21 protein-coding genes are annotated in these 24,416 nt (G+C 73.5%); 16 read left to right on the forward strand and 5 right to left on the reverse strand.

The window, feature by feature from the left end; all coding sequences use genetic code 11:
* Nucleotides 1-531: 531 nt before the first annotated feature.
* Nucleotides 532-1,779 (reverse strand): MFS transporter, encoded by a 1,248-nt coding sequence (locus KUM32_RS29830; protein ID WP_217145090.1) that lies wholly within the window; start codon nucleotides 1,777-1,779, stop codon nucleotides 532-534.
* 124 nt (nucleotides 1,780-1,903) lie between these two features.
* Here KUM32_RS29830 and KUM32_RS29835 point away from each other — a divergent pair, with 124 nt between their 5' ends.
* Both KUM32_RS29835 and KUM32_RS29840 read left to right on the forward strand, forming a co-directional pair.
* Nucleotides 1,904-2,461, forward strand: a complete 558-nt coding sequence (locus KUM32_RS29835; RefSeq protein WP_217145091.1) for a TetR/AcrR family transcriptional regulator — start codon at nucleotides 1,904-1,906, stop codon at nucleotides 2,459-2,461.
* A 178-nt stretch (nucleotides 2,462-2,639) separates the two neighbouring features.
* Nucleotides 2,640-3,809, forward strand: coding sequence for a DUF418 domain-containing protein (locus KUM32_RS29840; protein WP_217145092.1), 1,170 nt, complete (start codon nucleotides 2,640-2,642; stop codon nucleotides 3,807-3,809).
* A gap of 287 nt (nucleotides 3,810-4,096) precedes the next feature.
* Here KUM32_RS29840 and KUM32_RS29845 read toward each other — a convergent pair whose 3' ends face one another.
* Nucleotides 4,097-5,032: an alpha/beta fold hydrolase gene (locus tag KUM32_RS29845; protein WP_217145093.1), complete on the reverse strand. Its 936-nt coding sequence runs from the start codon at nucleotides 5,030-5,032 to the stop codon at nucleotides 4,097-4,099.
* 514 nt (nucleotides 5,033-5,546) lie between these two features.
* Between KUM32_RS29845 and KUM32_RS29850 the strand changes: the two genes are divergently transcribed.
* On the forward strand, nucleotides 5,547-6,137 hold the full coding sequence (locus KUM32_RS29850; RefSeq protein WP_217145175.1) for a TetR/AcrR family transcriptional regulator: 591 nt from the start codon (nucleotides 5,547-5,549) through the stop codon (nucleotides 6,135-6,137).
* Nucleotides 6,138-6,578: 441 nt separating this feature from the next.
* On the opposite strand, the gene KUM32_RS29855 is transcribed toward KUM32_RS29850, so the two are convergent.
* Nucleotides 6,579-7,778, reverse strand: coding sequence for a YncE family protein (locus tag KUM32_RS29855; RefSeq protein ID WP_217145094.1), 1,200 nt, complete (start codon nucleotides 7,776-7,778; stop codon nucleotides 6,579-6,581).
* A gap of 85 nt (nucleotides 7,779-7,863) precedes the next feature.
* Between KUM32_RS29855 and KUM32_RS29860 the strand changes: the two genes are divergently transcribed.
* The 11 genes from KUM32_RS29860 (at nucleotide 7,864) to KUM32_RS29905 (ending at nucleotide 20,600) form a co-directional block, all read left to right on the forward strand.
* Nucleotides 7,864-8,841 (forward strand): ABC transporter substrate-binding protein, encoded by a 978-nt coding sequence (locus KUM32_RS29860; RefSeq protein ID WP_217145095.1) that lies wholly within the window; start codon nucleotides 7,864-7,866, stop codon nucleotides 8,839-8,841.
* Between the two features lie 53 nt (nucleotides 8,842-8,894).
* A complete protein-coding gene (locus KUM32_RS29865) occupies nucleotides 8,895-10,112 on the forward strand; it encodes a FecCD family ABC transporter permease (RefSeq protein ID WP_374227566.1) in 1,218 nt (405 codons plus the stop codon).
* Nucleotides 10,109-11,116, forward strand: coding sequence for an iron ABC transporter permease (locus tag KUM32_RS29870; RefSeq protein WP_217145096.1), 1,008 nt, complete (start codon nucleotides 10,109-10,111; stop codon nucleotides 11,114-11,116). Before KUM32_RS29865 ends, KUM32_RS29870 begins: the two co-directional genes overlap by 4 nt.
* A 19-nt stretch (nucleotides 11,117-11,135) precedes the next feature.
* Nucleotides 11,136-11,957, forward strand: coding sequence for an ABC transporter ATP-binding protein (locus KUM32_RS29875; protein ID WP_217145097.1), 822 nt, complete (start codon nucleotides 11,136-11,138; stop codon nucleotides 11,955-11,957).
* Nucleotides 11,958-12,014: 57 nt separating this feature from the next.
* Nucleotides 12,015-12,128, forward strand: a complete 114-nt coding sequence (amiA, locus tag KUM32_RS43965) for a streptamidine family RiPP (protein ID WP_254406341.1) — start codon at nucleotides 12,015-12,017, stop codon at nucleotides 12,126-12,128.
* Nucleotides 12,129-12,220: 92 nt separating this feature from the next.
* Nucleotides 12,221-13,075 carry a hypothetical protein gene (locus KUM32_RS29880; RefSeq protein ID WP_217145098.1) on the forward strand — a complete coding sequence of 285 codons (855 nt, stop codon included), beginning with the start codon at nucleotides 12,221-12,223 and terminating at the stop codon, nucleotides 13,073-13,075.
* On the forward strand, nucleotides 13,072-14,553 hold the full coding sequence (locus KUM32_RS29885) for a CocE/NonD family hydrolase (protein WP_217145099.1): 1,482 nt from the start codon (nucleotides 13,072-13,074) through the stop codon (nucleotides 14,551-14,553). The genes KUM32_RS29880 and KUM32_RS29885 overlap by 4 nt, the downstream gene beginning before the upstream one ends.
* Nucleotides 14,550-15,929 carry a YcaO-like family protein gene (locus tag KUM32_RS29890; protein WP_217145100.1) on the forward strand — a complete coding sequence of 460 codons (1,380 nt, stop codon included), beginning with the start codon at nucleotides 14,550-14,552 and terminating at the stop codon, nucleotides 15,927-15,929. The genes KUM32_RS29885 and KUM32_RS29890 overlap by 4 nt, the downstream gene beginning before the upstream one ends.
* An 8-nt stretch (nucleotides 15,930-15,937) precedes the next feature.
* Nucleotides 15,938-17,092: a SagB/ThcOx family dehydrogenase gene (locus tag KUM32_RS29895; RefSeq protein ID WP_254406342.1), complete on the forward strand. Its 1,155-nt coding sequence runs from the start codon at nucleotides 15,938-15,940 to the stop codon at nucleotides 17,090-17,092.
* The gene (locus tag KUM32_RS29900; protein WP_217145102.1) at nucleotides 17,089-18,828 is read left to right on the forward strand and encodes an ABC transporter ATP-binding protein/permease; all 1,740 of its coding nucleotides are present in this window, start codon (nucleotides 17,089-17,091) and stop codon (nucleotides 18,826-18,828) included. Before KUM32_RS29895 ends, KUM32_RS29900 begins: the two co-directional genes overlap by 4 nt.
* A complete protein-coding gene (locus tag KUM32_RS29905; protein WP_217145103.1) occupies nucleotides 18,825-20,600 on the forward strand; it encodes an ABC transporter ATP-binding protein in 1,776 nt (591 codons plus the stop codon). The genes KUM32_RS29900 and KUM32_RS29905 overlap by 4 nt, the downstream gene beginning before the upstream one ends.
* Nucleotides 20,601-20,723: 123 nt before the next feature.
* On the opposite strand, the gene KUM32_RS29910 is transcribed toward KUM32_RS29905, so the two are convergent.
* A complete protein-coding gene (locus KUM32_RS29910) occupies nucleotides 20,724-21,587 on the reverse strand; it encodes an alpha/beta fold hydrolase (RefSeq protein ID WP_217145104.1) in 864 nt (287 codons plus the stop codon).
* A gap of 167 nt (nucleotides 21,588-21,754) precedes the next feature.
* On the opposite strand from KUM32_RS29910, the gene KUM32_RS29915 reads away from it, so the two are divergent.
* Both KUM32_RS29915 and KUM32_RS29920 read left to right on the forward strand, forming a co-directional pair.
* Nucleotides 21,755-22,612 (forward strand): AraC family transcriptional regulator, encoded by an 858-nt coding sequence (locus KUM32_RS29915; protein WP_217145177.1) that lies wholly within the window; start codon nucleotides 21,755-21,757, stop codon nucleotides 22,610-22,612.
* Between the two features lie 667 nt (nucleotides 22,613-23,279).
* Nucleotides 23,280-23,474 carry a DUF5131 family protein gene (locus KUM32_RS29920; RefSeq protein ID WP_308408750.1) on the forward strand — a complete coding sequence of 65 codons (195 nt, stop codon included), beginning with the start codon at nucleotides 23,280-23,282 and terminating at the stop codon, nucleotides 23,472-23,474.
* 203 nt (nucleotides 23,475-23,677) lie between these two features.
* Here KUM32_RS29920 and KUM32_RS29925 read toward each other — a convergent pair whose 3' ends face one another.
* Nucleotides 23,678-24,295, reverse strand: a complete 618-nt coding sequence (locus tag KUM32_RS29925; RefSeq protein WP_217145106.1) for a TetR family transcriptional regulator — start codon at nucleotides 24,293-24,295, stop codon at nucleotides 23,678-23,680.
* Nucleotides 24,296-24,416 lie beyond the last annotated feature (121 nt).

A 24,416-nucleotide genomic window follows, 5' to 3' on the forward strand; every position in this document is an offset into this window, starting at 1 on the left:
CCGCCACCGAACACCGTCCACCAGCCGCCGACGACCCGGCGACCTGCGACTCACACCCGCCGCAGGAAGCAACGACTCCAACACAGACCACTGCTCATCAGAAAGATCCCCACGCCCCACAACGTGATCATCACAGCACGAGGCGTGGATCAGAATCCCGACCTAAAACACGGCCTAGGCTCTTCCAAGATCACCGCTAGCTGTGCCGGGGCGGTACGAGGGACAGCGACAGGGCCGTCGGCATGACCATCGCGCCGCCGATACCGAGGAGCGCCCGGTTCTCGGTCACGGCTTCGGCCGAGTCGGCGGTCGGCACCAGCAGGGGGGCCGCGGCGAAGAGCCACCGCCGGCGCCTCGGTGTGCGGCCTGCTCACGCAGGAAAGCGGCGTTCCTTGATCCGTCGGCGCACGTGCCACCGGCGGGCGGTGCAGGCGAGGTCTTCCCGGCAGACGTCCACGAACGCATCACGGGCCCTCACCAGGGCATCGACCTGCTGCTGGAAGCGGTCGGCGACGTGCGCCGGTCACGCGATCACCCCTCGGTGCGCTGCCCCGGCCGCTCCACGGCGAGTTCGGCGGGGACGCCGGTATCGGCTCTGCGGTGATGGGATACGCGGGTGCCGGCGGCAGGGGCCGCGAGGACGGCCGCGGCGACGAACGCCAGGACCACGACCATCGCCGGACGCAGTCCGTAGTGATCGCCCAGGAAGCCGAGGGTGGGCGGCCCCACCAGGAACGCGATGTAGCCGATCGTCGCCACGAGGCCGACCCGGGCGGTCTCGTCGGGCCCCGAGTCGCCCGCCGCCGACAGGGCCACCGGAAAGCCCAGGGACGCGCCCAGTCCCCAGAACAGGACGGCGGCCGCGGCCACGACGGCGTTGTCGGAGAAGATGACCAGGCACAGGCCGATCGCCCCGGAGACCGCGCTGGCCCGCACGACGGCCGCCCGGCTGTAGCGGTTGAGGAAGAACGTGCCGCCGAAGCGTCCCAGGGTCATCGCGGCGGCGAACCCCACGAAGACGAGCGAGCCGACGGCGGCGTCGAGACCGTGGCCGTCGACCATGAGCAGCGGCAGCCAGTCGTTGGCGGCGCCCTCGGCGAGAGCCATGGCCAGGACGATGGCCCCGATCATCAGGAGCCGTCGGTCCTTCCACACCTGCGGGCCCGCGGTCCGCGCGGAGTCCGAAGCGGGCGCCGCGACACGGATCCCGGTCCCGGCGGGGACGGCACCGATGGCGTACCCGAAGATCGCGGCCGTCACCGCGGCCACCGCCAGGAGGTGCCAGTGGGCGGGGAACGCCGCAGCGGTGGCCGCCATGCCGGCCAGGCCGCCGATGACGGTGCCCAGGCTGAAGCACCCGTGCAGCGTGGGCAGAACCGCCGTGCCGGTGATCCGCTCCACGTCGGCACCGTCCACATTGATCGCCACCTCGCCCGACCCGACCCCCACGCCGAACAAGCACAGCCCGGCGGTGACCACGGGCGCGGAGCCGAGGGCGCTGCCCGCGCCCACGACGACCACGCTCGCGATGACGAACAGCGTGCCGAGCGCCGTCACGGGTCTGGTCCCGAACCGCGACACGAAACGGCCGGAACAGAGGATGCCGGCCATCGAGCCGACGGACAGACCGAACAGCACCAGCCCCATCTGCCCCGTGGACACGCCCAGACGGTCACGGACGTCCGGGGTGCGCGTGATCCATGAGGACATGGCGATGCCGTTGAGGAAGAAGAAGAGGTACAGCGCCCGGCGGCGCCGGTGTACAGCACGGTCTGTCAAGGAAGGGCTCCGCCGGTGTTGGAGACAATGAGGGAGAGGCAGGCGACGATCCCGCGCCACCCACCGAGTATGAACAAATGTACACATCGAGTCGGCGACCGAGAAGACAAGGCGGACAACGGCGATGACAGGCAGCACTCGTGGCCCCAACGACCCCCGGCGCCGCGAGCGCATCCTCGACGCCGCGCTCGACGTCATCGCGGAGCACGGCGCCATCAAGGTGACCTTCCGCAAGATCGCGGAGGCGGCAGGCGTGCCGCTCGGGTCACTGACCTACTACTTCGACGACATGCAACACCTGCTGACCGGCGCTTTCACCCGGCTCGCGGAGACCGTCTCCACACGCTACGGGGCCCTTCTGGAGGCCGCGCGGACCCGTCAGGAGGCCGAGGACGCGGTCGTCGAGATCATCTGCGGCAAGGTCTGGGGGACCGACCGCAACCTCCTGCTCAGCTACGAGCTCTACGCCTTCGCCACCCGCAATCCCGAGGTGCGCACCGTCATGCGTTCCTGGATGCAGGCCAGCCGGGACTCCCTGGCCAGGCACTTCGACCCGCTCACCGCACGGGCCCTGGACGCGCTGGTGGAGGGATTCTCCATCCACAACTCCGTCGACCTGCGGCCCACCGACCGCGAGGAGGTCGCCGCCGTCGTCCGTGCCGTCGTCGACAGGCACCACTGAACAGGATCGACCGGGCTGCTGTCAGGCGCCGGAGGCGGACACGTGCCGGGTCAGCTCGGCGGCCAGGGACTGGCGGCCGGTAGGGCTTGCCCCGCCCCGACCGGTGGGGCTGGCCCCACCGCGGATTCTCGGGCGCACCGGCTCGTGCCACGCCCTCCACCGTTCCTAGCGTTCTTGCATGACGGAAACGCTGCGACCGCGCACCCCGGCTCGGATACTTGATGTCGACGCGCTGCGCGGGTTCGCGCTGTTCGGCATCCTCGTCGTGAACCTTGCGTACTTCGCCTCCGGCTACCCGTTCCACCTCGTCGCCGATCCGGCGCACGGCTCCTGGCTGGACCACTCCGTCGAGTTCGGGGTCCGGGTGCTGTTCGAGATGAAGTTCTATCTGCTGTTCTCGTTCCTGTTCGGCTACAGCTTCACCTTGCAGCTGGCCTCCGCGGCCAGTGCCGGCGCGAACTTCACCGCGCGGTTCGTCCGCCGGCTCGGCGGGCTTTTCGTGCTCGGTGGTCTGCATGCGGTGCTGCTGTTCCAGGGTGACATCCTGACTACCTACGCGCTGCTCGGCGTTGTTCTGCTTGCCGTGCGCCGGATCCGGCCGGGGACCGCGGTCATCGCCGCGGGGGCGATCGTCGGTTTCATGGCGGTCGGGATGGCCGTGGCTGCGCTGGCCGGCGTCGAACTGGTTACCGACCAGAACGCCGCGCTCGCCGGCGGTCGCGCGTCGACCGATGCGCTTGACGGCGGCCTGGCTTCGGTGATCGGCGAGCACCTGCGCTCGCTGCCGGCGATGGCCGGAAGTCTTGCTGTGCAGGGCCCGCTCGCGTTTGCCGCGTTCCTCGTCGGGCTGGCCGCCGGCCGACGGAAGGTGCTCGCCGATGGGATCGGCAGGCACACGGTCGAGCTGCGCCGACTGGAGGTGGTCGGATACCCGATCGGGCTCGCGGGCGCGCTGATGTTCGCGATCGGTGGCGGCACTGCCGGCCTGGCGGGGCTGGCGGCGAGCATCCTGACCGCGCCGCTGCTGGTCAGCGCCTACGTGGCGACCCTGCTCAGGGTGTTCGCCACCCCGCGCGGCAGTCGGCTGGCACGGGCGCTAGCGCCGGCCGGCCGGATGGCGCTGTCGAACTATCTCGGGCAGTCCCTGCTGGGCGTGCTGATCTTCACCGGCGTAGGGCTCGGGCTGGCCGGAGACACGCCGCCGGCGGTCGTGCCGGTCGTCGCCGTCGGCATCTTCGCGGTACAGCTGGAGCTGAGCCGACGCTGGCTCGCGCGGTACCGGTACGGCCCGGCCGAATGGGTACTGCGGGCCGTCACGAACGCGGAGCGTCCCCGGATACGCCGCTGACCTCTGCCGGCAGGTCACACACTCCCGGACACGGAAGCTCACTGACCGTCAGGAACCGCCCGGGCCGTGACCGTCACAGGGAGAGGCGGCCTGGGGGCTCGCGCATCCGGTTCCTCTGTGGCGATGACGCCGTTCTTATCGTCCAGGACCACCTGGGTTACAAGCGCCGGCCCTGCTCGCCGAGCGAGGCCGTACCGTTGGCCCCGGCGTACGGCTGCGGTCTCTGGCCGGGGACATCGCCCACGCCCGCCGGTCAGGACCGGGTCAGGTGCCCGGCCGACGGGCCGTCACCACCTCGGCGGCGCGATGAAGCCGGTCAGCGCGGCGGTGACGGCATCGGGCTGTTCGTCGGGGATGAAGTGTCCCGCGTCCGGCACGACGATCCCGGTGGCGTGGTCCACCCACGGCCTGATGGAAGCTGCCATGTCGGGGATGGACCCGTGACTGCTGGAGATCCCGAGGACCGGGACCGTCAGGCGCTGTTGTTCCAGCGCTTCGTGGTTCTTCCGCGCCGACTCGGCGGCGTCCCGGTAGTAGGCCAGGGATGCGCGGAGACCGCCGTCGGCGGCCACGGACGCGGCGTACTGCTCGATCTCGGCGTCGTCGAAGGTGTCGGGGGAGAGGGTCTTGGCCTTCAGGAACCAGCCGACGTACTCCCGTTCGCGGCCGGCGAGCAGTGTCTCGGGCAGGTCGGGCACGAGGTGGAAGGCGAAGTGCCAGGTCTTCCACGCCTGCTCGGGGTCGGTCGGGACGGCGGCGGGGAGTGTGATGCCCGGGATGCCGGCGTCGAGCAGTGCCAGGCCACGCAGCCGGCTCTGGTACTTCAAGGCGAGGGAGAAGGCGACCCACGCGCCGATGTCGTGGGCGACCAGCCAGTAGGCCGAGACCCCCAGCGCCTTGACCGCGGCGTGGACGTGCGCGGCGACCGTGTGGGTGTCGTAGCCGGTGTCCGGGCGTTCGGAGTGGCCCTGGCCCGGCAGGTCGATCGCGATGACCTGGAATCGGTCGGCCAGGTTCGGCATCACCTTGCGCCATGCCCACCAGGTCTGCGGGAACCCGGCGAGCAGCACGACGGCTGGACCGTCCGGCTGACCGCCTTCGACCGCGTGCAGCCGGACGCCGCCCGCGTCGACCCAACGGTGGGTGAAGCCGGCCAGGTCGGGCAGCGGCAGGTCGCGGACCGGGTTGCCGGAGTCGCGGGGGGTGCTTGCGGGGTCGTTCATGATTCTCCTCCACTGGTGTGAGGTGCGATGCCGGCCGCGGTGCCCGGCACGGCTGCCGTCCTGCACCCGTGCACGAGTTCCGCGACCGGCGACGTCGCCGTCGCGGTGCTGAGCCCGGCCGCCACGCCGCTCTCGGCACGCGCGAGATCAGCAGGACCCTGAGGCTGTCCGCCGGCGCGAACCCCAGGGTGCCCGGCGCCGCGAGGGCGCGCGGCAGACACGAGAACGGGACGGCGGCCCATGGCGTCGGTCACGACGGTGGTGAGCGCTCCGAAGCCGGATCGCGAGGCCCACAGCGCCTGCAGCGGCATCGTCGGTGTCCGCCCGCCATGGCAACGGTGTGGACGAACGCGACGGCGCCGGCCGCGAGCACGCGGTGCGCGTGTCGCCGCGCTGTGAGGTCTGCGGGTGAGCCGCCGTGATCATGCCTTCACCCTAACCCATCTTGAACTGATTGGTTCAAGATGAGAGGATGGTCTCCACCAAGAGGGCGGAGCAGGAGGGAGGTGCCGGCATGGCGGGCAAGAAGCAGTTCGACATCGCCACGGCGCTCGATGCCGCGATGATCCAGTTCTGGCGGGCCGGCTACGCGGACACGTCGGTGGACGACCTGTCCCGGGCGACCGGACTCAACCGCAGCTCCATCTACGCCTCCCTCGGCGACAAGGACACGCTCTTCATGCGCTGTCTGGAGCGCTACGCCACGCGCTACGGAGACAAGTACGACGCCGCGTTGTCCTGTGCCGCCGACCGGCCCCTGGCAGCCGCGCGGGCGTTCTTCGACGTCACCCTGGAACGCATCGCGGACCCCGGTCTGCCCGACGGGTGCCTGGTGGCCCAGACTGTCATGGCGACCCCAGTGCTGAGCGCGGGCGTCACGGCGCGCGCACGGGAGGCGATCGGCTTCCAGCACACCCGGCTACGCGCCGCGCTGAAGGCCGGCCGGCTGCACGACGAGGCGGCCGAGTCCTTCGCGACCCACCTCGCGGCCGTGAACCAGTCCCTCGCCGTCATGAGCAGAGCCGGAACGAGCACGGAGCAGCTGCGCGCCGTCGTCGACGTGACCCTCGACGCACTTGCGCGGACTCTCGGCGCGAGTGACTGAGATCTGTCCGGCACAGCGGACTTCGCCTTCTGCCTGAGCGGCACCCACCAGGCGTCAGGGTGCGCGCCGGGGCCCCGGTGTTCGCCCGGCTCGTCCCGGCTTCCGGGACTGCCCCGGCGTCCACGGCGAGGAGACCACCGGGAACGAGGCCGTCGCCGTCGGCTGCGAGGACGGCATCCCGGTCCACCAAGGCGGCGAGTTCACCGAGGCCGACGCCCGGGGCGTCCTCGCCGGACGCTGACTCCGCCACGTGCTCTCGCCGCCGCGGCCGTCACACCGCGGCGGCGAGGGCGCACCGCCACCCCGCCGCGGGACCGGACTCGGCAGTCGGTCACGAGGGGAGAAGCGGCGTACGGACGCCCGTGGGGCGCGGTACCGGACATCGCTCCGGTGGGCGGAGGCCGTTCCGGACGCCTGGAGCGGGCCGGCCCGCGCAGGCCGTCACCGTCCCACAGGATCACCGTCGGCGCCGTCGTCCCGGACGCGCAGTGTCATGTGGCCGCCGTGATGCAGCGGTGTGCTCAGCCGCCGACGGGCCGCCTCGTGGCCGGTCTCCGCGTCGACGATGTGCACCTCGCCGTGGCCGCCCCGGGTGACGGCGACCCAGTCGGAGCCCGGTGAGGCGGCCACCGCTCGGCGTTGGACGCCCTCCCAAGGGGTGCCGCCGCGACGCGGAGCACCGTCCATGGCAGGCAGGGGACAGCGGCGGACGACGTCGTCGGCGCCGAGAAGGAGCAGTTCGTCGCCGTCGGGGTGGACGCGGGTGAAGGCGGTGTGGCGCCGTGCGAGGGCCAGCCGGAAGACGAGTCCGGGACCGAGGTCCGTGCGCCGCGTGCGGCCCGTCCCCAGATCATGCCGCCACGCCTGGTTGGTCCACTCCGGCCAGCGCAGCGGGTCCGGGTCACCGCCGCGCAGCGTCGTCCACAGCGCCTGCCGCCGGGTGTCGAGCCGGAGGTACCAGCCTCGGGCGGGTGCCCCCCACGCAATGACCGCCTCGGGGGTGAGCGCGTCGCCCTTCCTCCGGGCCCGGTGCACTCCCTCGCTCGTGGCCGCGAACACGTGCTCCGAGCCGGGTGCCTGTGCGTCCCCGTGTCCGTCGTCCGGCAGCGACAGGACCGCGTGCGGGGTGACCGGGGGGCAGCCGGGCGGAGCCGCGAGGAGGTCCGCGAACCGGTGGACGGCCAGCGCGCCGGGTTCCCGGTGCCGCAGTACGACCAGCGGTTCGTTCTCGCCCAGCACGGTTACGCCCGGCTCGCCGACGCGCGTGCGGACCCGTGCGGACTCTCCGGTGGCCAGGTCGAGGACCGTGAGCAGGTCCGACCATGGTGCGCCGTTCTTGCCGAGGCCGGTGGTGACGGCCAGTCGGCGGCCGGACGGGTCGCAGGCGAGGTGCTCGGCGGGCACGGCGACCGGGACCGTGCGCTCCACGAGTTTCCCGGCGAAGGGATCGAGCACCAGCAGTTCCCCGCGACGGTCGTCGACGCAGGCGACCCGCCCTCCCGGAAGCGCCAGGAACCCGGCGTGCTCGGAGAGATGACGGTCGGTGAGACGTCCTGCTTCGGCGCCGTCCGGGACGGTCAGCAGGTGTACGGCTCCGGCCACGTGGTCGGAGACGAGCAGGACGGGTGTGGCAGCGGTCATGAGTCCTCCAGAAACCGATCTGCTGAAAACGATTATCATGTATCTTCAGTGCGTTCCCGGTACCTGAGAAGAAGCGAGGGCATCGATGCTGCGCTCATCGTCGAGATCTGTTCGCAGTTGGATCGCCGCAGCGGCGGTGGGTTCCGTCCTGGTCGGCTGCGGCTCGTCCTCCGAGGAGCCCGCGAGCGACAAGGACAGGCCCGCGGCGAAGACGGAGGTCACCGTCGAACCGATCAAGGCGGCGACCGAGCTGACCGACACCAACGGCGTCAAGCTCTCCCTGAAGAAGGAACCCGAGCGGATCGTCTGCCTGTTCGCCCTGTGCGACGACATCCTGACGGAACTGGGCATCGTGCCGATGGCCACCAACAGCGCGTTGCTCGCCCACCCCGGCTTCCTGGGGGAGGAGAAGGGCAAGGAGGTGGACGTCGTCCCCGGCGGATTCATCGCCCCGGAGGTCGAGGCGATCCTCTCCCACAAACCCGATCTCGTGATCGGCCTCGGGGACACCCACGGCAAGCTCGCCCCGGCCCTCAAGGGCGCCACCACGTTCTGGGCCATGCAGCCCGAGACGTGGCAGGACAGCGTGGGCTATCTGCGCGACGTCGCCGCACTCACCGGCCGCACCGCCGAGGGGGAGAAGGCGGAGAGGGCCTTCCGGACCAGGCTTGCCGCAGCCGAGAAGGCCCCGAGCGAGAAGACCGCTCTGATCATCTACGGCAGTGACGAGAACTTCGGCGTCGCGACGCCGGAAGGCGACGTGACCGCCAGCCTCTTTCCCAACATCACTGACTACCCGTGGAAGTCCCGCGGTGTGCAGGGCAGTTACAGCCTGGAGGAGATCCTCGCCCAGGGCGTCGACGTGCTGTTCGTCGAGACGATGAGCTTCGGCGACGCGGACGGCAAGCTCTCGGAGAAGCTGGCCGCGAACCCGCTCTGGGGCAAGATCCCGGCGGTGAGGAACGGCGACGTCCACGAGGTGAACTCCGAGGTGTGGGCCAAGGGGCGCGGCACCCGGTCACTGGGCATCGTCCTCGACGAGGCCACGGCCGCACTGCGGTGAGGACCTCCCTCTCGGCGCCCGCCCCGGCGGGCGGACCGCGGCCGTCGCGTGGCGTGCGGGGGTGGCAACCGCTCCTGGTGGTCGTCCTGCTGGCCGTCTCCTCGGTCTGCGCGCTCAGTCTCGGCACCCCCTACGTCGCACCGCACCGGCTGGTCGCCGTGATGCGGGAGGGGGACACCACGCTCGCCGGGATCGTCGTCACCGAACTCCGGGTGCCGCGCCTGCTGCTGGCACTCGTCGCCGGAGCCTGTCTGGGCGCGGCCGGACTGGTGCTCCAGGAGGCGCTGCGCAATCCCCTGGCGGTGCCGGAGATGCTGGGCGTGTCGTCCGGGGCCGCGCTCGGGGTGGCCGCGCCGCTGGTGCTGACCCTCTCGCTGCCCGCCGCCGTCCAGCCTCTGCCGGCCATCGGCGGGGCCGCGCTCGGCGGCGGCCTCACGCTGCTCGTCGCCGGGATCGGCCGCGGTCCGTCCGCCGTGCTGCTGACCGGCGCCGCGGTGGCGGCCGCGCTGCAGGCCGCGTTGCTCGTCCTGATGGTCATGGCCGACCAGCTCGACCTCCAGCTGATCTACCGCTACCTGCTCGGCTCCCTCTCCGCCCGGACGTGGGACGACGTGACGGGCCTGTGGCCATGGCTGCTCGTCGCGGGGCCCGCCCTCGTGCTGTGCGCGCCGGTGCTGTCGGTACTGCGGCTGGGCGACGAGGACGCGGAGGCGCTGGGTGTACGGGCTCACCGCGCCCGGCTGGCCGCGCTGGCCATCGCCGTGGCGCTGATCTCCCCGGTGACGGCGGTGTGCGGGCCCGTCGCGTGGGTGGGATTCCTCGCCCCCCACCTCAGCCGCTGGTTCGGTCCCGCGGCCGGGGCGGTGCGCTGGCTCCCGTGGTCCGCGGCATGGGGCGCCGTCGTGGTGACGGTCGCCGATGTCCCGGCCAGGCTGGCCCTGGCACCCGTGGAGACGCCTGTCGGCGCCTGGACCGCTCTGCTCGGGGTGCCGGCCGGCGTCGCGCTGATGCGGTCGGGCGGCCGCCGCCGGGCGGTCCGGCGGGCATCGGCCGCTTCGGCCGCGGCGTGCGCGCCGCCGCCCGGACAGGCCGCTTCGGCAGCGGCGTGCGCGCCGCTGCCCGGACCGCGGAAGACGGCTTCCGGTGCGGCGGACGAGGTTCCTCGCGCGGGGGCGTCGCACCCCGCTCCCGGGGGCGGCCCCGGGAGCGGCGAGCCCGGTGCTACCCCCTCGCGCGCGCTCAGGACGACCGGATCGGAGGACGCACGGTGACCCGTCGGTTCGCGGTGCTCGCGGCCGCCGTCGTGGTGTGCGCCGGAGTGGAAGTGGTGGCCGGGCGCGGCATGCCCCCGGGTGCGGTCTGGGACGTCCTCAACGGTGGCGGTGACGCCACGGAACGCCACATTCTGTTCCAACTGCGCCTGCCGAGGCTGCTGGTGGCTCTCGCCGCGGGCGCGTGTCTGGCCGTGGCGGGGCTGGTCCTGCAGTCCGCCCTGCGTAATCCCCTGGCCGGGCCGGAGGTGACGGGCGTGACCCCGGGGGCGGTGCTCGGAGCCGTCACCGCGACCGCCCTGGGACTCGCCGGGTGGGACTCTCCCCTGGCCGTGGTCCTCGCCGCGTGCGCGGGCGGATGTGCCGGAGCGGCGCTGCTGTGGCTGCTCGCCGGACGCGGGCGCGGAGATCCGGCGCAGACCGCCGTGCACGGGGTGCTGGTGTCGGCGGTGCTCGGCGGGCTCACCGCCATGGTGCTGCTGGTGGAGCCGGGGGAACTCGGCAGCGTGGTGCAGTGGCTGGTGGGCACCACGGAGGGCCGGGTGTGGGAGCACTGGCACCTGCTGTGGCCATGGGCGCTCGTCTGGGGAGTCGCGGCATGGCTGCTGGCCGGGCCGTTGACCCTGCTGCGCTGTGGGGACGACATCGCCCTCGCCGCGGGCCTCTCCGCGCGCCGGGCCCGGACCCTGGCCCTGCTGTGCGCGGTGGCCCTGACCGCGGGCGCGGTGGCCGCCGTCGGAGCGCTGGGTTTCGTCGGATTGCTCGTCCCGCACCTGGCCGTGGCCGTCTTCGGCGCGGACCTGCGCCGGAGCCTGCCCGGCGCCGCCCTGACGGGCGCGGTCGTGGTGTGCGGGGCGGACGCGGCCGCGCAGCTGTCCTCGCGGCTGCTGGCGGCGGTGCTCGACTCGGGACGGCTCACGCTGCCGGTCGGGGCGCTCACCGCCTGTCTCGGTGCCGCGTTGCTGCTGGTCGTCGTGCGCCGTACGCCGAGCCGTACGTTCTGAAGTGAATCGAGGACAGAGCATGACCGAGTCCGTGGGGATCCACGTCGATGGGGTCCACTTCGGCTACCCCGGACGACCCGTGCTGCGGGGCGTCGACCTGACCGTCCGGCCGGGCGAACTGACCGCCCTGATCGGCCTGAACGGCTGCGGCAAGTCGACCCTGCTGCGGCTGGCGGCCGGGCTGCTGCAACCCGGCCAGGGGCGCGTGCTGCTCGGTGGGGACGACCTCGCCCGGCTGTCCAGACGCGCCACGGCGCGGAGGGTGGCCCTGCTGCACCAGTCGGCTCCGGCGGTGCCGGGCATGACGGTGCGCCACCTCGTCCGCCAGGGGCGGTACGCGGCACGCGGCCCGCTGGGCATGCTGCGTGAGGGCGACGACCCCGTCGTGCACCGGGCGCTGAGCGACGTCGGGGTGGAGGACTGGGCCGACCGTGACGTCGACGCGCTGTCCGGCGGCGAGCGGCAACGGGTCCGGCTCGCGATGGCGCTCGCTCAGGACACCCGCGTCCTGCTGCTCGACGAGCCGACCACCTATCTGGACCTGCACCACCAGCTCGACGTGCTGCGGACCGTGGTGCGCCTGCGCGAGGAGCGCGGGCTCACGGTGGTGATGGTGCTGCACGACCTGGCCCATGCCGCCCGGTTCGCCGAGCGCATCGTCGCCCTGCGTGACGGTCGGGTGGTGGCCGACGGGACACCGCGGGAGGTGGTGACACCGCGGTTGCTGGCCGACGTGCTGAAGGTGGCCGGCCGGGTCGGTCAGGATCCCGAGGGCGGCTGGCCGGTGTGTTACCCAGATCACCCTCTCCCAGCTCTAGAATATGAAAATCAGATTCATTAGATTGTGGTCGCGGCGCTCACTCGAACGTCGTATCTCCCCGCTGATGAAGGAGAGTTCATGGACAACGAACAGATCTTCACGCCGATCGCCGACCCGGGCCAGCTGGCCCACGACTCGGCCTCCCACTCCAACGCCCTCGTCGAGAACCCCTTCGAGGACACCGAGGAGTAGGCAAGGGCCTCACCGCCCTCGACCGTGGGCCCGCCCGATGCCTTCCGGGCGGGCCCACGCCCGTCCCAGGTCCCGTCGACAGGAGCAACGCCGTGTCCCGCAGCCGACTAGTCCCCGGCGTGGAGGTCGTCGCCGTACCCGGGCGAGGGCTCGCCGTCCGTACCCCGGAAGGAGAATTCCTCAGCGTCAGCACAGGAGACGTCGAGGAAAACGCCCTGCTCCCCCTGCTCGCCGGGGGGACCACAGGCCCGATGGACGAGGGCCTGGAGCGCGTGGTGCGGGCCTTCGAGGAGGCCGGCTACCTGGCGGAAGGGCCGCGGCACCCGCACTGGCCCGCCACCCGCCGGGACATCCGGATCCTCGGCGACCCGGTGCTGACCGAACCGCTCGCCGCACAACTGGCCGCCCTGGGCGCGCGGCCCCGCACGGCCCCGGCCGTGACCGCCTCCGGCAGACCGCCGGCGGACGTCGAGCACCTGCTCGACGGAAACCCCTGTGCAGTCGTGTGGTGCCTGGACGGACCCGTGCCGGACGGGTTGTGGGACGCCGCCGACCGGCTGCCCGAGCACGGCGTCGCGTGGCTGCGCTGCCACCGCGAGGGCTGGCAGGCGTACGTCGAGCCGGTGGCCGCCGCTCCCGGAGACGTCACCTCGGCGCACGTCCGGTCCCGCCGGCTCGCCGCCACACCCGCTCACCGCGAACTGGCCGCGTACTGGAGCGGACCCCGTACCTCCGGTGCACCGGTCCGGCTCGCCGTCCCCGCCACCACGCTGCTCACGGCGCTGCTCGCGGACGATCTCCACCGGTGGGCCACCGAAGCCCCTGAACCGGCGGGCCTCCCGGCGCGACGCCGTCTCCGCCGGGTGGACCTGCGCACGCTGACCGTCACCGAGCACCCCGTCCTCCCGGTGCCCGACGTCGCACCGATGCCGAGGAAGGACGGATGACGGCGTTCAGCGCGGCTGTGGGGGAACTCGCCACCGACGTCCGGCTCCCGGCCGGTGACGGCCCCTTCCCCGCCGTCCTGGTGCGCACCCCCTACGACCGGACCCGGCACGAGGCCGAGGCGCGCGGCTGGGCCCACCGCGGGTTCGCCGCCGTCGTCCAGGACGTGCGCGGCCGCTTCGCGTCACCCGGGCCGTGGCGCCCGTACGCGAACGAGGCCGCCGACGGAGCGGCGACCGCCCGCTGGATCCGGCGGCAGCCGTGGAGCGACGGCCGGCTGCTGGCCGTCGGCGCCTCCTACGCGGCCCACTGCGCCCTCGCCCTCGCCCTCGACGTGCCCGAGGACGCCCGGCCCGACGCCGTCATCGCGGCTGTACCCGCCCTCGGCCCGGCGGAGACGGCGCGCGAGACCTCCGGAGTGGAGCGGCTGCTGTCCCGCGCCGGATGGTGGGCCGCACACGGCGACCGGCGGGACTCCGAGGAGAGCGCGCTGGAGAAGGCCCTCGCCGCCGACCCCGGACTGCTCACCAGCGTGCCGCTCGTCAGCCTCCCCGAACGGCTGGGCCGCGGCCTGCCCTCCTGGGCGGACCTGTGGCGGCACCGCGACCGCGGCCGCCTCGTGGCGCGGGCGGCACACGCCGGAGTACCCCTGCTCGCGGTGGGCGGCCACCACGACCACTTCACCGAGGACACGGTCGCACTGTGGCGCGCCTGGGGCGGACCCTCGGCCCGGCTGCTGCTGGGACCCTGGGGCCACTCCCTCGTCACCGCCCCGGGCCCCGACGCGGGCCCCGCCCACCGGCTGAACCTCGGTGATCTGTACGTGCGCTGGGCCCGACGCGCCCTGACCGGTGAACTCGCCCCCGGCCACCATGGCGCCCAAGGGCTGGGCGGGGCCGACCTGTGGCTGCCGGCCGGCACCGAGGGCGAACCACGCACAGCACGCACGCGGCTGGTACACGGCTCCGCCTTCACCGCCGACCCCGCCCGGCCCGTGCGCTCGGACGACCTGACCGTCCCCACCGACGGCCCGCCCGACCGCTGTCTGCTGGTCACGCCGCCACTGCCGCGCCCGCTCGACGTGGTCGGCCCCGGGAGCGTGCACCTGCCGGCCACCGCGCACAGCCCGTCCGCGGACTGGGCCGCCCGGCTCGTCGCGCTCCCACCGGAAGGGACCGCCGAGCGGCTCGCCGTCGGCGTCGTCCGGCGTGCCGGACCGGCGGGCCGGGAAACCTCGTTCACCATCGCCCTCGGCCGGCTCGCACGCCGGCTGCCGGCCGGCGCGCGACTGCGCCTGGAGATCGCCGGACACCACTTCCCGGCCCACGCCCGCAACCCCCACACCGGCCAGGACCCGGTGACGGCCGGCCGGCTGCTCGCCTCCCGACGGGAGGTCGACGCGCACAGCGTGGCGCTGATCCTGCCCGTCCTCCCGTCCCGCCCCACCCCCGTCGACCCCGCCGAGGAGATCCTGCGATGACGGCGCTGCCGCTGGAAGCACTCGTCGACCCCGTCTGCGGCATCGTCCGCAAGGTCAAGCCCGTCGAACACCCCGCGGGCGCCCCACCCCGCTACACCGCGCTCACCGCCGAGATATCCGACGCCCGCAGACTCGGGCTGTGGCCCGCCGACCGGGTCTCCCTCGGCACTACCTTCGGCGACCCGGCCCAAGCCCGCGTCGCCGCGATAGCCGAGGGGATAGAGCGGTACTGCGGCAACCGCGTGCCGCCGCACGGCCACCCCGACGCCCCCGTGCGCGCCACCGCCGCCGAACTGGCCGGGAAGGGCCTGCGGCTCTACGGCCCCGGCGACCTGCCCGCGTACGCCGACTGGCAGTACGCCCGGGACGGGTTTCCCTACCGCCCCCTCACTCCCGACACCCCGGCCCTGTGGACTCGCGGAACCGAACGGCTGTCCGGCGGGCGGACGGCGGAGGTCTGGGCGCCCGTCCCGCTCACCCACCTCAACTGGCGCCAGGGCGCCCTGCGCGAGCTGCCCCGCACCCACCACCTCAACTACGCGGGCATCGCCACCGGCCAGGGCCTCGACGACGCCGTCGAACGCGGTCTGCTGGAGATCGTCGAACGCGACGCGCTGGAACTGTGGTGGCATCTGGACGGCCCGGCCCGGGGCATCGACCCGGCGAGCGTGCCCGGCCTCGCCGACGACCTGGCGGGCTCCGCGCTCGACGTCCACCTCGTCGAGATGCACTCGGAGTTCGCCCCCTGCATGGCCGCGCTCGTGCACGACCCGCGCCTCGGCCTGTACGCCGCCGGGTTCGCCTGCAAGTACGACCCGGCCGAGGCCGCCCGCAAGGCCGTCCTCGAAGCCGTCCACACCTGGGTCTTCACCCAGGGCCTGACCGACCCCGACGGCTGGGTGTTCCAGGCCGTCGAGGCCGGGCTGCTCGCCCGCGGGCTGTACCTGGAACACCGCGCCGACAGCCGCTACCTCGACGCGTGCGGCGAGCAGTTCGAGCACGTCCGCGACCTGGGCGCGCACGTGCAGGTGTGGCTGGACGAACGGATGGCGGCCGAGGCCCGCCGCTTCACCGGGCCCGCGCTCGGGACCGTGTCCGTCGACGAGGTGGAGCCCGGCAGCCGGGAGCGGCTGGAGGACGCGCTGCACGCGGGCGGCCACCGCGTGATGACCTTCGACCTCACCACCGAGGACGTGGCCGAGACGGCCCTGCGCGTCGCCCGGGTCCTCGTCTCCGGACTCCTGCCCAACGCCCCCGCCGCCTTCGGCTACTTCGGCTGCCCGCGCCTCGCGGACGCCGCCGTCGCCCGCGGATGGCGCACCACCCCGCCGAGTGCGCCGACGGACTTCACGCTGGCGCCTCCGCCGCACATGTGAGGACCGCCGTGGAACGTTCCCGCGAGGACCGCCCGTCAGACCTCGTCGCCGCCCTCGCCCGCGCCCGCTCCCCGGAGCGCCCCGGCCCCGACACGCCCGCCGGAACACCTGTCCGGGCCTGGCCGGAGCGGCCGCTGCCGATCCCGCGGGCCGGCCCGGCGGAGCTCGACCTGGCGGCCCTGCTGCGCCTGTCCCTGGCGGCCTCGGACGCCTCCGGACGTCTCAGGCCCGCACCCTCCGCCGGGGCGCTGCACCCGGTGGACGCCGAACTGGTCGTGGGCGCCGGCTGCTCCCTGCCGCCCGGCCGCTACGGTTACGACCCGCTGCGCCACCGCGTCCACCACGTCGGCCTGCCTTCCGACGACACGCCGCCCGGCATGACGGCCGAACTCTCCGTCACCGCACGGCGCTCGATGTCCCACTACGGCCATCGAGCATGGCCCCTTCTGCTGCTGGACACCGGGCACGCCGCCGCGGCGCTGTTCCTGGCGGCCCGCGCCCTGGGCGCGGGCACACCCGAGGCGCGACTGGACGGACGTACCGAGAACCCCCTGGCCGTCGTGCGCGTCCCGCCGCCCGAGGTGCAGAGCCCGACGCCCCCGGCCGACGGCCCCGGCATCCCGGAACCGTCCGGGGGCCCGCCCACCCCGGCCGAACTACTGGCGCGCCGCAGTACCACACCGCCGTTGCCGGGCGCCCCCTCCCGCGAGGCACTGCGGGCGGTCCTGGCCACCGCCGAAGGGGCCGACGCCGGCCACCTGCTGCGCTGGTGCGCCGCGGTCGGCCCGCCACGGCCCGGCCTCGTACAACTGGCACCCGACGGCACGACCCTGCGGCGGTACGCGGCGGGCGAGGCCCGCCCGACGCTCGCGGCCTGGGCGGCGGGCCAGGCATGGATCGCGGACGCGGGAGCGGTCCTGCTCGCCTACGGCTGCCCCGCGGACGCCGACACCGCGCACATTCGCCGCGCCCACCTGCGGGCCGGTTTCGCCGTCCACCTGGCCCACGTCACCGCCCGCCGCCACGGGCTGGCGGCCCGGCCCGTCGGCTCCTGGCAACAGGCGGATCTCGGCGCCGCCCTCGGAGCCGCGCCGGACCGGGACTGGGTCGTGCACGCCCTGGCCCTCGGCACCCGTCACGCCGACGAGGAGAACCCCACGTGATCGTCCACCCCGAGCTGCGTCGCGCCGCAGGGCGCGCACGGCGCCCCCTGCTCGCGGCCACCCTCCTGCAGGGGGCCGTCACCCTCACGCACCTGGTGCAGGCCGCACTGCTGGCCCTGGCGCTCGCCGACCTGGCCCGCGGCGACACCGGCCGGCTTCCGTGGCTGCTGGCCGCGGTGCTCGCCGTCGTCGCCGGGCGCGCCGGGATCGCCGTGTCGCAGCGGAGCACCGCCACCCGGGCGGGGGCCCGGGTCAGGGTGGCCCTGCGGGACGAACTCCTAGCCCACCTGGGCCGATTGGGAGCCGCTCACCTGACCACCGCGCGGGCCGGAGCCGTCCGCACCACGCTCGTCGACGGCGTGGAGGGCGTCGACGCCTACGTCTCCCGCTACCTGCCCCAGCTCCTGCTCACCCTCACCGTGCCGCCCCTCGTCCTGGCAGCCCTGGCCGTGGTCGAACCGCGGGCGCTCCTCGGCCTCGTCCCCGCCCTGCTCCTCGCCCTGGCGGGGCCGCGCGCCTGGGACCGGCTGCTCGCCGCCCGCGGCAAGGAGCACTGGGACACCTACGAAGGACTGGGCGCCGACTACCTGGAGGCCCTCCAGAACATGCCCGCCCTGCGCGCCGCGGGCGCGGTCGGGCGCACCCGCGCACGTCTGGAGGCGCGGTCCGCGGCGCTGCACCGGGCGACCGTCGCCAAACTCCGGGTGTCCCTGGTCGACACCGGCATCACCGACCTCGCCGTCCAGGGCGGCACCGCCGCCGCAGCGCTCCTGGCGTGCTGGTCGGCCGTCACCGGCTCCACCACGGCGACCAGCACCTATCTGGTGCTGCTGCTGGCCTCCGAGTGCTTCCGGCCGGTCCGCGACCTGGCCCGCGAATGGCACGCCGGATACCTGGGGGCGTCGGCCGCCGACGGTCTCGCGGCCCTGCGCACCGCCCGACCCGCCGTCTCCGACACCGGAACAGCCCCCGCGCGCCGGCAGACCCCTCCCGAACTGCGCTTCCACGACGTCCGCTTCACCTACGACGACGCCTCGGCCCCCGCTGTGAACGGTGTCTCCTTCACCGCGCAGCCGGGACGGACGACCGCGATCGTCGGCCCCTCCGGCGCCGGCAAGTCCACCCTGCTGGCCCTGCTCCTGCGCCACCACGACCCGCAGGACGGCCGGATCACCCTCGACGGGCGCCCCACGACCGAGTACGCGCTCGACTCGCTGCGGCGGGGCATCGCCATCGTCTCGCAGGAGACCTACCTCTTCCACGCCACCATCGCCGACAACCTGCGCCTGGCCCGGCCGGACGCCACTGACGAAGAGCTGACCCGGGCGACGTGCGCGGCCGGTGTCCATGACGAGATCACCTCCCTGCCGGACGGCTACGACACCGTCCTCGGCGAACGCGGCGCCACCCTCTCCGGCGGGCAGCGTCAGCGGCTCGCGCTCGCCCGGGCCCTGCTGGCCGATGCCCCGGTCCTCGTCCTGGACGAGGCCACCAGCTCGGTCGACGAACGCCGGGAGGCGGACATCGTCCGGGAGCTGATGAACGCCGCGAGCGGCCGGACCGTCCTGGTGGTGGCCCACCGGCTGGCCGCCGTCCGGCACGCCGACCGCATCGTCGTCCTCGACGCCGGCCGGGTGGACGCCGTCGGAGACCACGCCGGCCTGGCCGGGGCCGGCGGCGTCTACACACGGCTCGTCGAGGCCGGCCGCGCTCACCGAGGAGAACACGCCGCATGAGCACCGCCACCACCAGCACCGCCACCACCCGCACCGCCACCACCGACGCGGACGTACCCGCGCGAGGCGCGCTGCGCGCCCTCCTCCCCGCCCTCGCCGCGCATCGCGCCATGACGGCCCGCACCTGCGCCGCCGCGCTCCTCGAACAGGGGTCCCTCGTCGCGTTGCTGGCCCTGGCCGCCCACACCGTGGGCACCGCCGTCATCGAGGGGCGCGCGCCCACGGCCGCCACCGTCACCACGCTCGTCGCCCTGGTCCTCGTACGCGCCCTGACGACCTGGCGGGAGATGGACCTGTCGCACGACCTGGCCTATCGGGTGCTGGCCCTCCTGCGGGTACGCGTCTTCGACGGACTCGCCCGCAGCGCGCCCGCCCGGGTCGCGGGCCGCCGCAGCGGCGACCTCGCCGCCACCGCCATGGCCGACGTGGAGGCCCTGGAGTTCTTCTACGCCCACACCACCGCCCAACTGCTCGCGGCGGGGACGGTCTTCACCGGCGGATCCATGGTCCTTGCCGCGGTCGAGCCGTGGCTGCTGGCGGCCGTGCTGCCGGTCGCGGGCCTGCTCGCCGCTGCGCCCTTCGCGGACGCACGCGCACGCGCGGCACGCGGTGGCCGCACCCGGACGGCCATGGCCCGGCTGTCGGCCGACACGGTGGAGACCGTCGACGGACTGCGCGAACTACTCGCCTTCGGCGCTCTGGCCGAACGCCGCCGCGAGCTGGCGGAGCGGGGGCGCCAGGTGGGCGACGCCCAGCGCGCCGAGGCCACCTGGGAGGCCGTCGCCGCGGCCGTCCGCGACCTCCTCATCGTGGTCGCCGTCCTCGGCGTGGTCACCGCGGCCGCCCAGTCCGTGACCTCCGGACGGCTGCACGGCGCCTGGGCCCCGGCCGCGATGGCTCTGGCCCTGTCCGTCCTGGGCCCGGTCGCGGAATCGGCCCGCGCCCTCAGCCAGGCCGTGGCGCTGCGCCCCGCCGCCGCCCGCGTCGACGCGGCCGTCAAGGCCCCCGCCCTCGCACCGCCGCCCACCACCCCACGCCGCCTGCCCTCCGGGCCGCTGGGCGTACGACTTCACCAGGTGAGGTTCGACTACGGCGGCGGGCCCGTGCTGGACGGCGTCGACCTCACGGTCCACCCCGGCCGGACACTCGCCCTCGTCGGCGCCTCCGGTGCCGGCAAGTCCACCTGCGCCCACCTGCTGGCCCGCTTCTGGGACCCGTCCGCCGGAGTGGTCCAGTTGCTGCCCGCCGACGGCGACCCCGTGGACGTGCGGGAGGTGAGCGACGCGGAACTGCGACGCGCGGTGGCGCTGGTCGGCCAGGACACGCCCCTGTTCCACGGCACCCTCGCCGAGAACCTGCGGCTCGCCGCACCCGAGGCCGACGACAAGGCGCTGGCCGAGGCGGCACGGCTGTGCGGCGTCGACCAGATCGCCCCGCTGGACACCCTCGTCGGCGAGCGGGGCGCCACGCTGTCGGGCGGTCAGCGGGCCCGCATCGCCCTGGCCCGCGCACTGCTGGTCCGTCCGAGAGTCCTCGTCCTCGACGAGTCCACCGCCCACCTGGACAACACCGGCGACGCCGAACTCGCCGTCGCGCTGCGAGAAGAGGGCCGCACGACGATCGTCATCGCCCACCGCCCGGCCACCATCCGCCGAGCCGACCGCATCGCCGTCCTCGAGGACGGCCGCATCACGGAAGAGGGGAGTTGGCACGAACTGACGAGCCGGCCCGGCAGCGCGCTCAACCGCATCCTGACCACCACCCCCTCCTGAGCCCGGGGGCCGTCCTCGCGGACCCGTCGCCGCCCGGTCCCCAGAGACGCCGGTGCGCGACCGTTCGAGGCCGCGCACCGGCCGTCGTCCGGGCCCTTGACCACGGCCCGCCTCCGGACCTCGTCAAGCGGTCCTGGGCGCGTGAGCGGTGTGGGCCTCGGCGAAGGACAGGAGAAGCGCGGCGGTCCGCACCGGTTCCTCCAGAATGGGTGTGTGTCCGGCACCGGGCAGCAACTCGACTCTCGCGTCCGGGACGACGCGGTAGTCGGCCGCGGACGAGGATCGCCACCTGCGGTCCTGGTCGCCGAAGATGACCTGCAGCGGTTTACCGAGGGCCGTCAGCCGATCCGGGAGCGCGTGCTGCTTCAGATAGGTAGTGGACGCCTGCATCGCTGCCGTGACCGCGCGGTAGCTCATACCGCGCAGTTCGTCGACGAGTTCTTGTGGGACCGGGTGACCCGCGCGGAATCCGGTGCTCGCGAACCGGCGGATCTGATCGTCGGCCGGTGGCCACTGCGCGGGGTTGATCGCGGCGGATTCCGGTGCGATGAAGGCGTCCATGCTGGGGCCGGTGTTGATGAGCACGAGCGCGGTCACCAGGTCGGGTCGTTGCTCGGCGAGAGCGGTGGCGACATAGCCGCCGCTGGAGTGGCCGACCACGATGGCGCGCCCTACGCCGAGCCGGTCCAGTGCCGCGCCGATCCTGCGTCCCTGCTCGGGGACCGCGTAATCGCCGCCGACCGGTTCGGCCGAACGGCCGTGCCCCGGCAGGTCGATCCGGATGACGCGGTGTGACGTGGTCAGCAGTGGAACCAGCGTGTCCCATGAACGGCTCGAGGTGGCGGATCCGTGGACGAGCAGGAGCACGGGGGCGCCGCGAGGGCCGTCCTGGCACACGTAGGTGTCGCCGTGGTCCAGGGGGAGGAGCGAATCCTCGATGGCGTCGGCGCCGCCGTTCACATGCGGGTGCCTGTCGGAAAGAGTCATGAGCTCACTGTCGCCGGCGGTGCGTGCCGGCGGCTTGGACAAATGTTCCCCTTCCTCCTCGGGGCGCGTAGCATTTAACGATGGGGTTCACCATGAGTGAGCGTGACGATCCCGCTGTGTGGGACATCGCACGTCCGCAGTGGCCCGGGCGGGTGACTGGTGTCGACATGGCGGGGTTTCGGGTCCCCGGCCTGCCCGTCGGTGGCCTGCGGATGATTCCGCACCCGGCCGTGATGCTGGTCCTGGACTTCGGGGCGAGCCCGTCCACCGTGGAGGATGGCGCTGGGCGGCGACATCGGGGAAGTCTCGTCGCCGGCCCCGGGTTGGGCTCCGGGGGTGGGATTCGGGCGTGGGGCGAGCAGGTCGAGTGCGTGCAGGTGCGCCTGTCCCCTGTGGTCGCACGCGCGGTTCTGGACGCCTGTCCGGCCGATCTGGCCGATTCCCTGGTGTCCCTCGACGACCTGTGGGGCAGGGAGGCGTCACGGATTCGCGGGCAACTGGGTGAAATCCCCTCGTGGGAGGACCGCTTCGCGTTCACGGAGGCGTTGCTCGCCCGCCGACTCGAGGCGCGCTCGCCGGTGGATCCGGCGGTGGCCTGGGCCTGGAACCGGATCGTCGTCAGCAGGGGCCTCGTCCGGGTTGACCACCTGGCAGCCGAACTCGGCTGGAGCCGCAAGCGTCTGTGGTCCCGATTCCACTCGTGCCTCGGCATACCGCCCAAATATGCCGCGAAGCTGGTCCGCTTCGACCACGCCGCGCACCGACTGGTCGCCGGTGACCGCGCAGCCCGAGTCGCGGCGGACGGCGGCTACTGCGACCAGTCCCATCTACATCGGGACGTCATGGCGTTCACCGGCACAACCCCGGCGACCATGCTGGGCGAGCCCTTTCTGACGGTGGACGACCGCGCGTGGCCGACCATGGAACACCTGCCCACGACCGACGTTTCCACGGATCGCGTCGGCTCACGGAGGTCGCCGAGAATCCGACGTGTGGTGGAGACTCCGGTGTCCGAGACGTCGTGAGGTTGCGCTGTACCGTCGGCACCTCGAACACCCCGGCCCGTGCCGAGGGGCAGGTCGACGACCGCTCTGGGCGGCAGCCGCTGGAACACCTTCCCCGCGGCCGGCGCCGTCCTGACCGCCCGTGAGTTCTTCGCCGCCACCGAGCCGCTGCCGCAGGGCATCATCGATGACAACGCCGCCCTCACCAGCGTCGACGGCGAGGTGCTGACGGGCCAGATCCGCGTTCGGCACCGGGGAGACCTCCCTCCCGCCGGTCATCGGCCCGGACAGTGCCTCGGCAGCGCGCGAACTCGGCACGCGGGCCGAGACGATCGGCCAGGCACTCGCCTCGTGGTCCACCGGGGCACGGGGGAGACTGGCCCCAACCGGTCCGCGGCACACCGAACCGGTTCCGTGACGCGTTCCTCACCGAACTCCTGGTCCGCCAGATCCGGCACACCAGCACTGTGGACTTCGCCCGCACCGTCGTCACCGGCACCCCGGCCCGGCCGGCTACGGCTTCGAGGCGAGCGGCGGCACCGCCCTGCCCGCCGTCCTCCACCAGCCGCAAAGTCCGGCCTGCCGAGCACCGACGGCTACGCCCAGCACGCCATCGCCCGCATTCTCGACCAGCCCCGGCTCGAACTGACCGGCCTCCACTGCCGCCAGAGTGCGCTGGAGACCGGGCGTGTCGGTGGAGAGTGCGAAGGAACTGGACCGTGTCGACGGCCTGCGGCGGATCCCCGTCGCGGTGACGTTCCTCTCGTACGAGCCTCTGCTGGGCCCGTTGCACGGGCTGGAACCGTCCGGGGGCGACTGGGTGATCGCCGGAGGCGAGTCCGGCCCCGTCCGCCGGCCGCGGGACTCGGGTCTGGGCCCGTGACATTCGCGATCGGTGTGTCGATCTCCAGCCGGCGCTGTCCTTCAAGCAGGTCGGCGGGCTGACCCCAAGGCTGCCGGGGGCCTGCCCGATGGCCGGACCTGGGATGAGTATCCCGCCACGGCGGACGTGGTGCGTGCGTGAGGCCCTCGGGAGGATCGGAACACCGATGACCCGCGGGGCCCTTGCTCAGGGGCGGTCCGCCATCACGCCGCTCCCTCCCGGCCTGTGAAGCCCACGTCGCCGGTCGCGGCGGCATGTCCGGCAGGTGCGGTGAGGTGCCCGGCGGTGTCCAGGGTTTCCCGGATGCGCTGGGCGAGGGGGTGTCGGTCGGGGTCGTTGACCCAGCGTTCATAGGCGACCTTGAACGTGGCGATCCCGATCTCGGCCGCGACTGCCGCGGTGGTGGTCTCGAAGCCGCGTTCACGCAGCGCGTGGGCGAGCGTGGATGCGAGTGCGGCGAGTTTGGCCAGTTCGCGTTCCTGGAGTTCGGGGTTGGCAGAGATGACGGCGTGGCGTTGTCGTGCCAGGTCCTCGCGGTCCTCGAGGACAGGAGCGGCTTCGGTCAGGGCGTGGGTGATCACCTCGAGCGGCGGGAGCGAGGCCGGGGCGGCGGCCGCGGCGCTCGCGAGGACGTCGGCGAGGGGGTTGACGAGGAAGAGGACCTCCCGCTTGTCGGCGAAGTACCGGTAGAAGGTCCGTTCGGTGACGCCGGCGCGGGTGGCGATCTCCGCCACGGTAGTGGCGTCGAAGCCCTGGTCGTTGTAGAGCTCCAGCGCCGCCTTCTCCAGGCGGCCTCGTGCGTCGGGTTTCCATCGGCTCATGCACCGGATCCTACCTGCCGATGACAGAAGCTGACATTAAAGTGATGACAGAGTCTGACATCGGTGCTACGGTGATGTCACGAACTGACATCGGGTGCCCCGCCCCGGCTGGGGCACCGCA

This window comes from Streptomyces sp. AC627_RSS907, assembly GCF_019049165.1.

What these genes read in the sequence shown, in the direction of transcription:
- KUM32_RS29835 (WP_217145091.1), top strand. Translation starts at nt 1,904, where the DNA reads ATGACAGGCAGCACTCGTGGCCCCAACGACCCCCGGCGCCGCGAGCGC.
- KUM32_RS29840 (WP_217145092.1), top strand. Translation starts at nt 2,640, where the DNA reads ATGACGGAAACGCTGCGACCGCGCACCCCGGCTCGGATACTTGATGTC.
- KUM32_RS29845 (WP_217145093.1), bottom strand. Translation starts at nt 5,032, where the DNA reads ATGAACGACCCCGCAAGCACCCCCCGCGACTCCGGCAACCCGGTCCGC.
- KUM32_RS29850 (WP_217145175.1), top strand. Translation starts at nt 5,547, where the DNA reads ATGGCGGGCAAGAAGCAGTTCGACATCGCCACGGCGCTCGATGCCGCG.
- KUM32_RS29855 (WP_217145094.1), bottom strand. Translation starts at nt 7,778, where the DNA reads ATGACCGCTGCCACACCCGTCCTGCTCGTCTCCGACCACGTGGCCGGA.
- KUM32_RS29860 (WP_217145095.1), top strand. Translation starts at nt 7,864, where the DNA reads ATGCTGCGCTCATCGTCGAGATCTGTTCGCAGTTGGATCGCCGCAGCG.
- KUM32_RS29875 (WP_217145097.1), top strand. Translation starts at nt 11,136, where the DNA reads ATGACCGAGTCCGTGGGGATCCACGTCGATGGGGTCCACTTCGGCTAC.
- amiA (WP_254406341.1), top strand. Translation starts at nt 12,015, where the DNA reads ATGGACAACGAACAGATCTTCACGCCGATCGCCGACCCGGGCCAGCTG.
- KUM32_RS29885 (WP_217145099.1), top strand. Translation starts at nt 13,072, where the DNA reads ATGACGGCGTTCAGCGCGGCTGTGGGGGAACTCGCCACCGACGTCCGG.
- KUM32_RS29890 (WP_217145100.1), top strand. Translation starts at nt 14,550, where the DNA reads ATGACGGCGCTGCCGCTGGAAGCACTCGTCGACCCCGTCTGCGGCATC.
- KUM32_RS29905 (WP_217145103.1), top strand. Translation starts at nt 18,825, where the DNA reads ATGAGCACCGCCACCACCAGCACCGCCACCACCCGCACCGCCACCACC.
- KUM32_RS29910 (WP_217145104.1), bottom strand. Translation starts at nt 21,587, where the DNA reads ATGACTCTTTCCGACAGGCACCCGCATGTGAACGGCGGCGCCGACGCC.
- KUM32_RS29915 (WP_217145177.1), top strand. Translation starts at nt 21,755, where the DNA reads ATGGCGGGGTTTCGGGTCCCCGGCCTGCCCGTCGGTGGCCTGCGGATG.
- KUM32_RS29925 (WP_217145106.1), bottom strand. Translation starts at nt 24,295, where the DNA reads ATGAGCCGATGGAAACCCGACGCACGAGGCCGCCTGGAGAAGGCGGCG.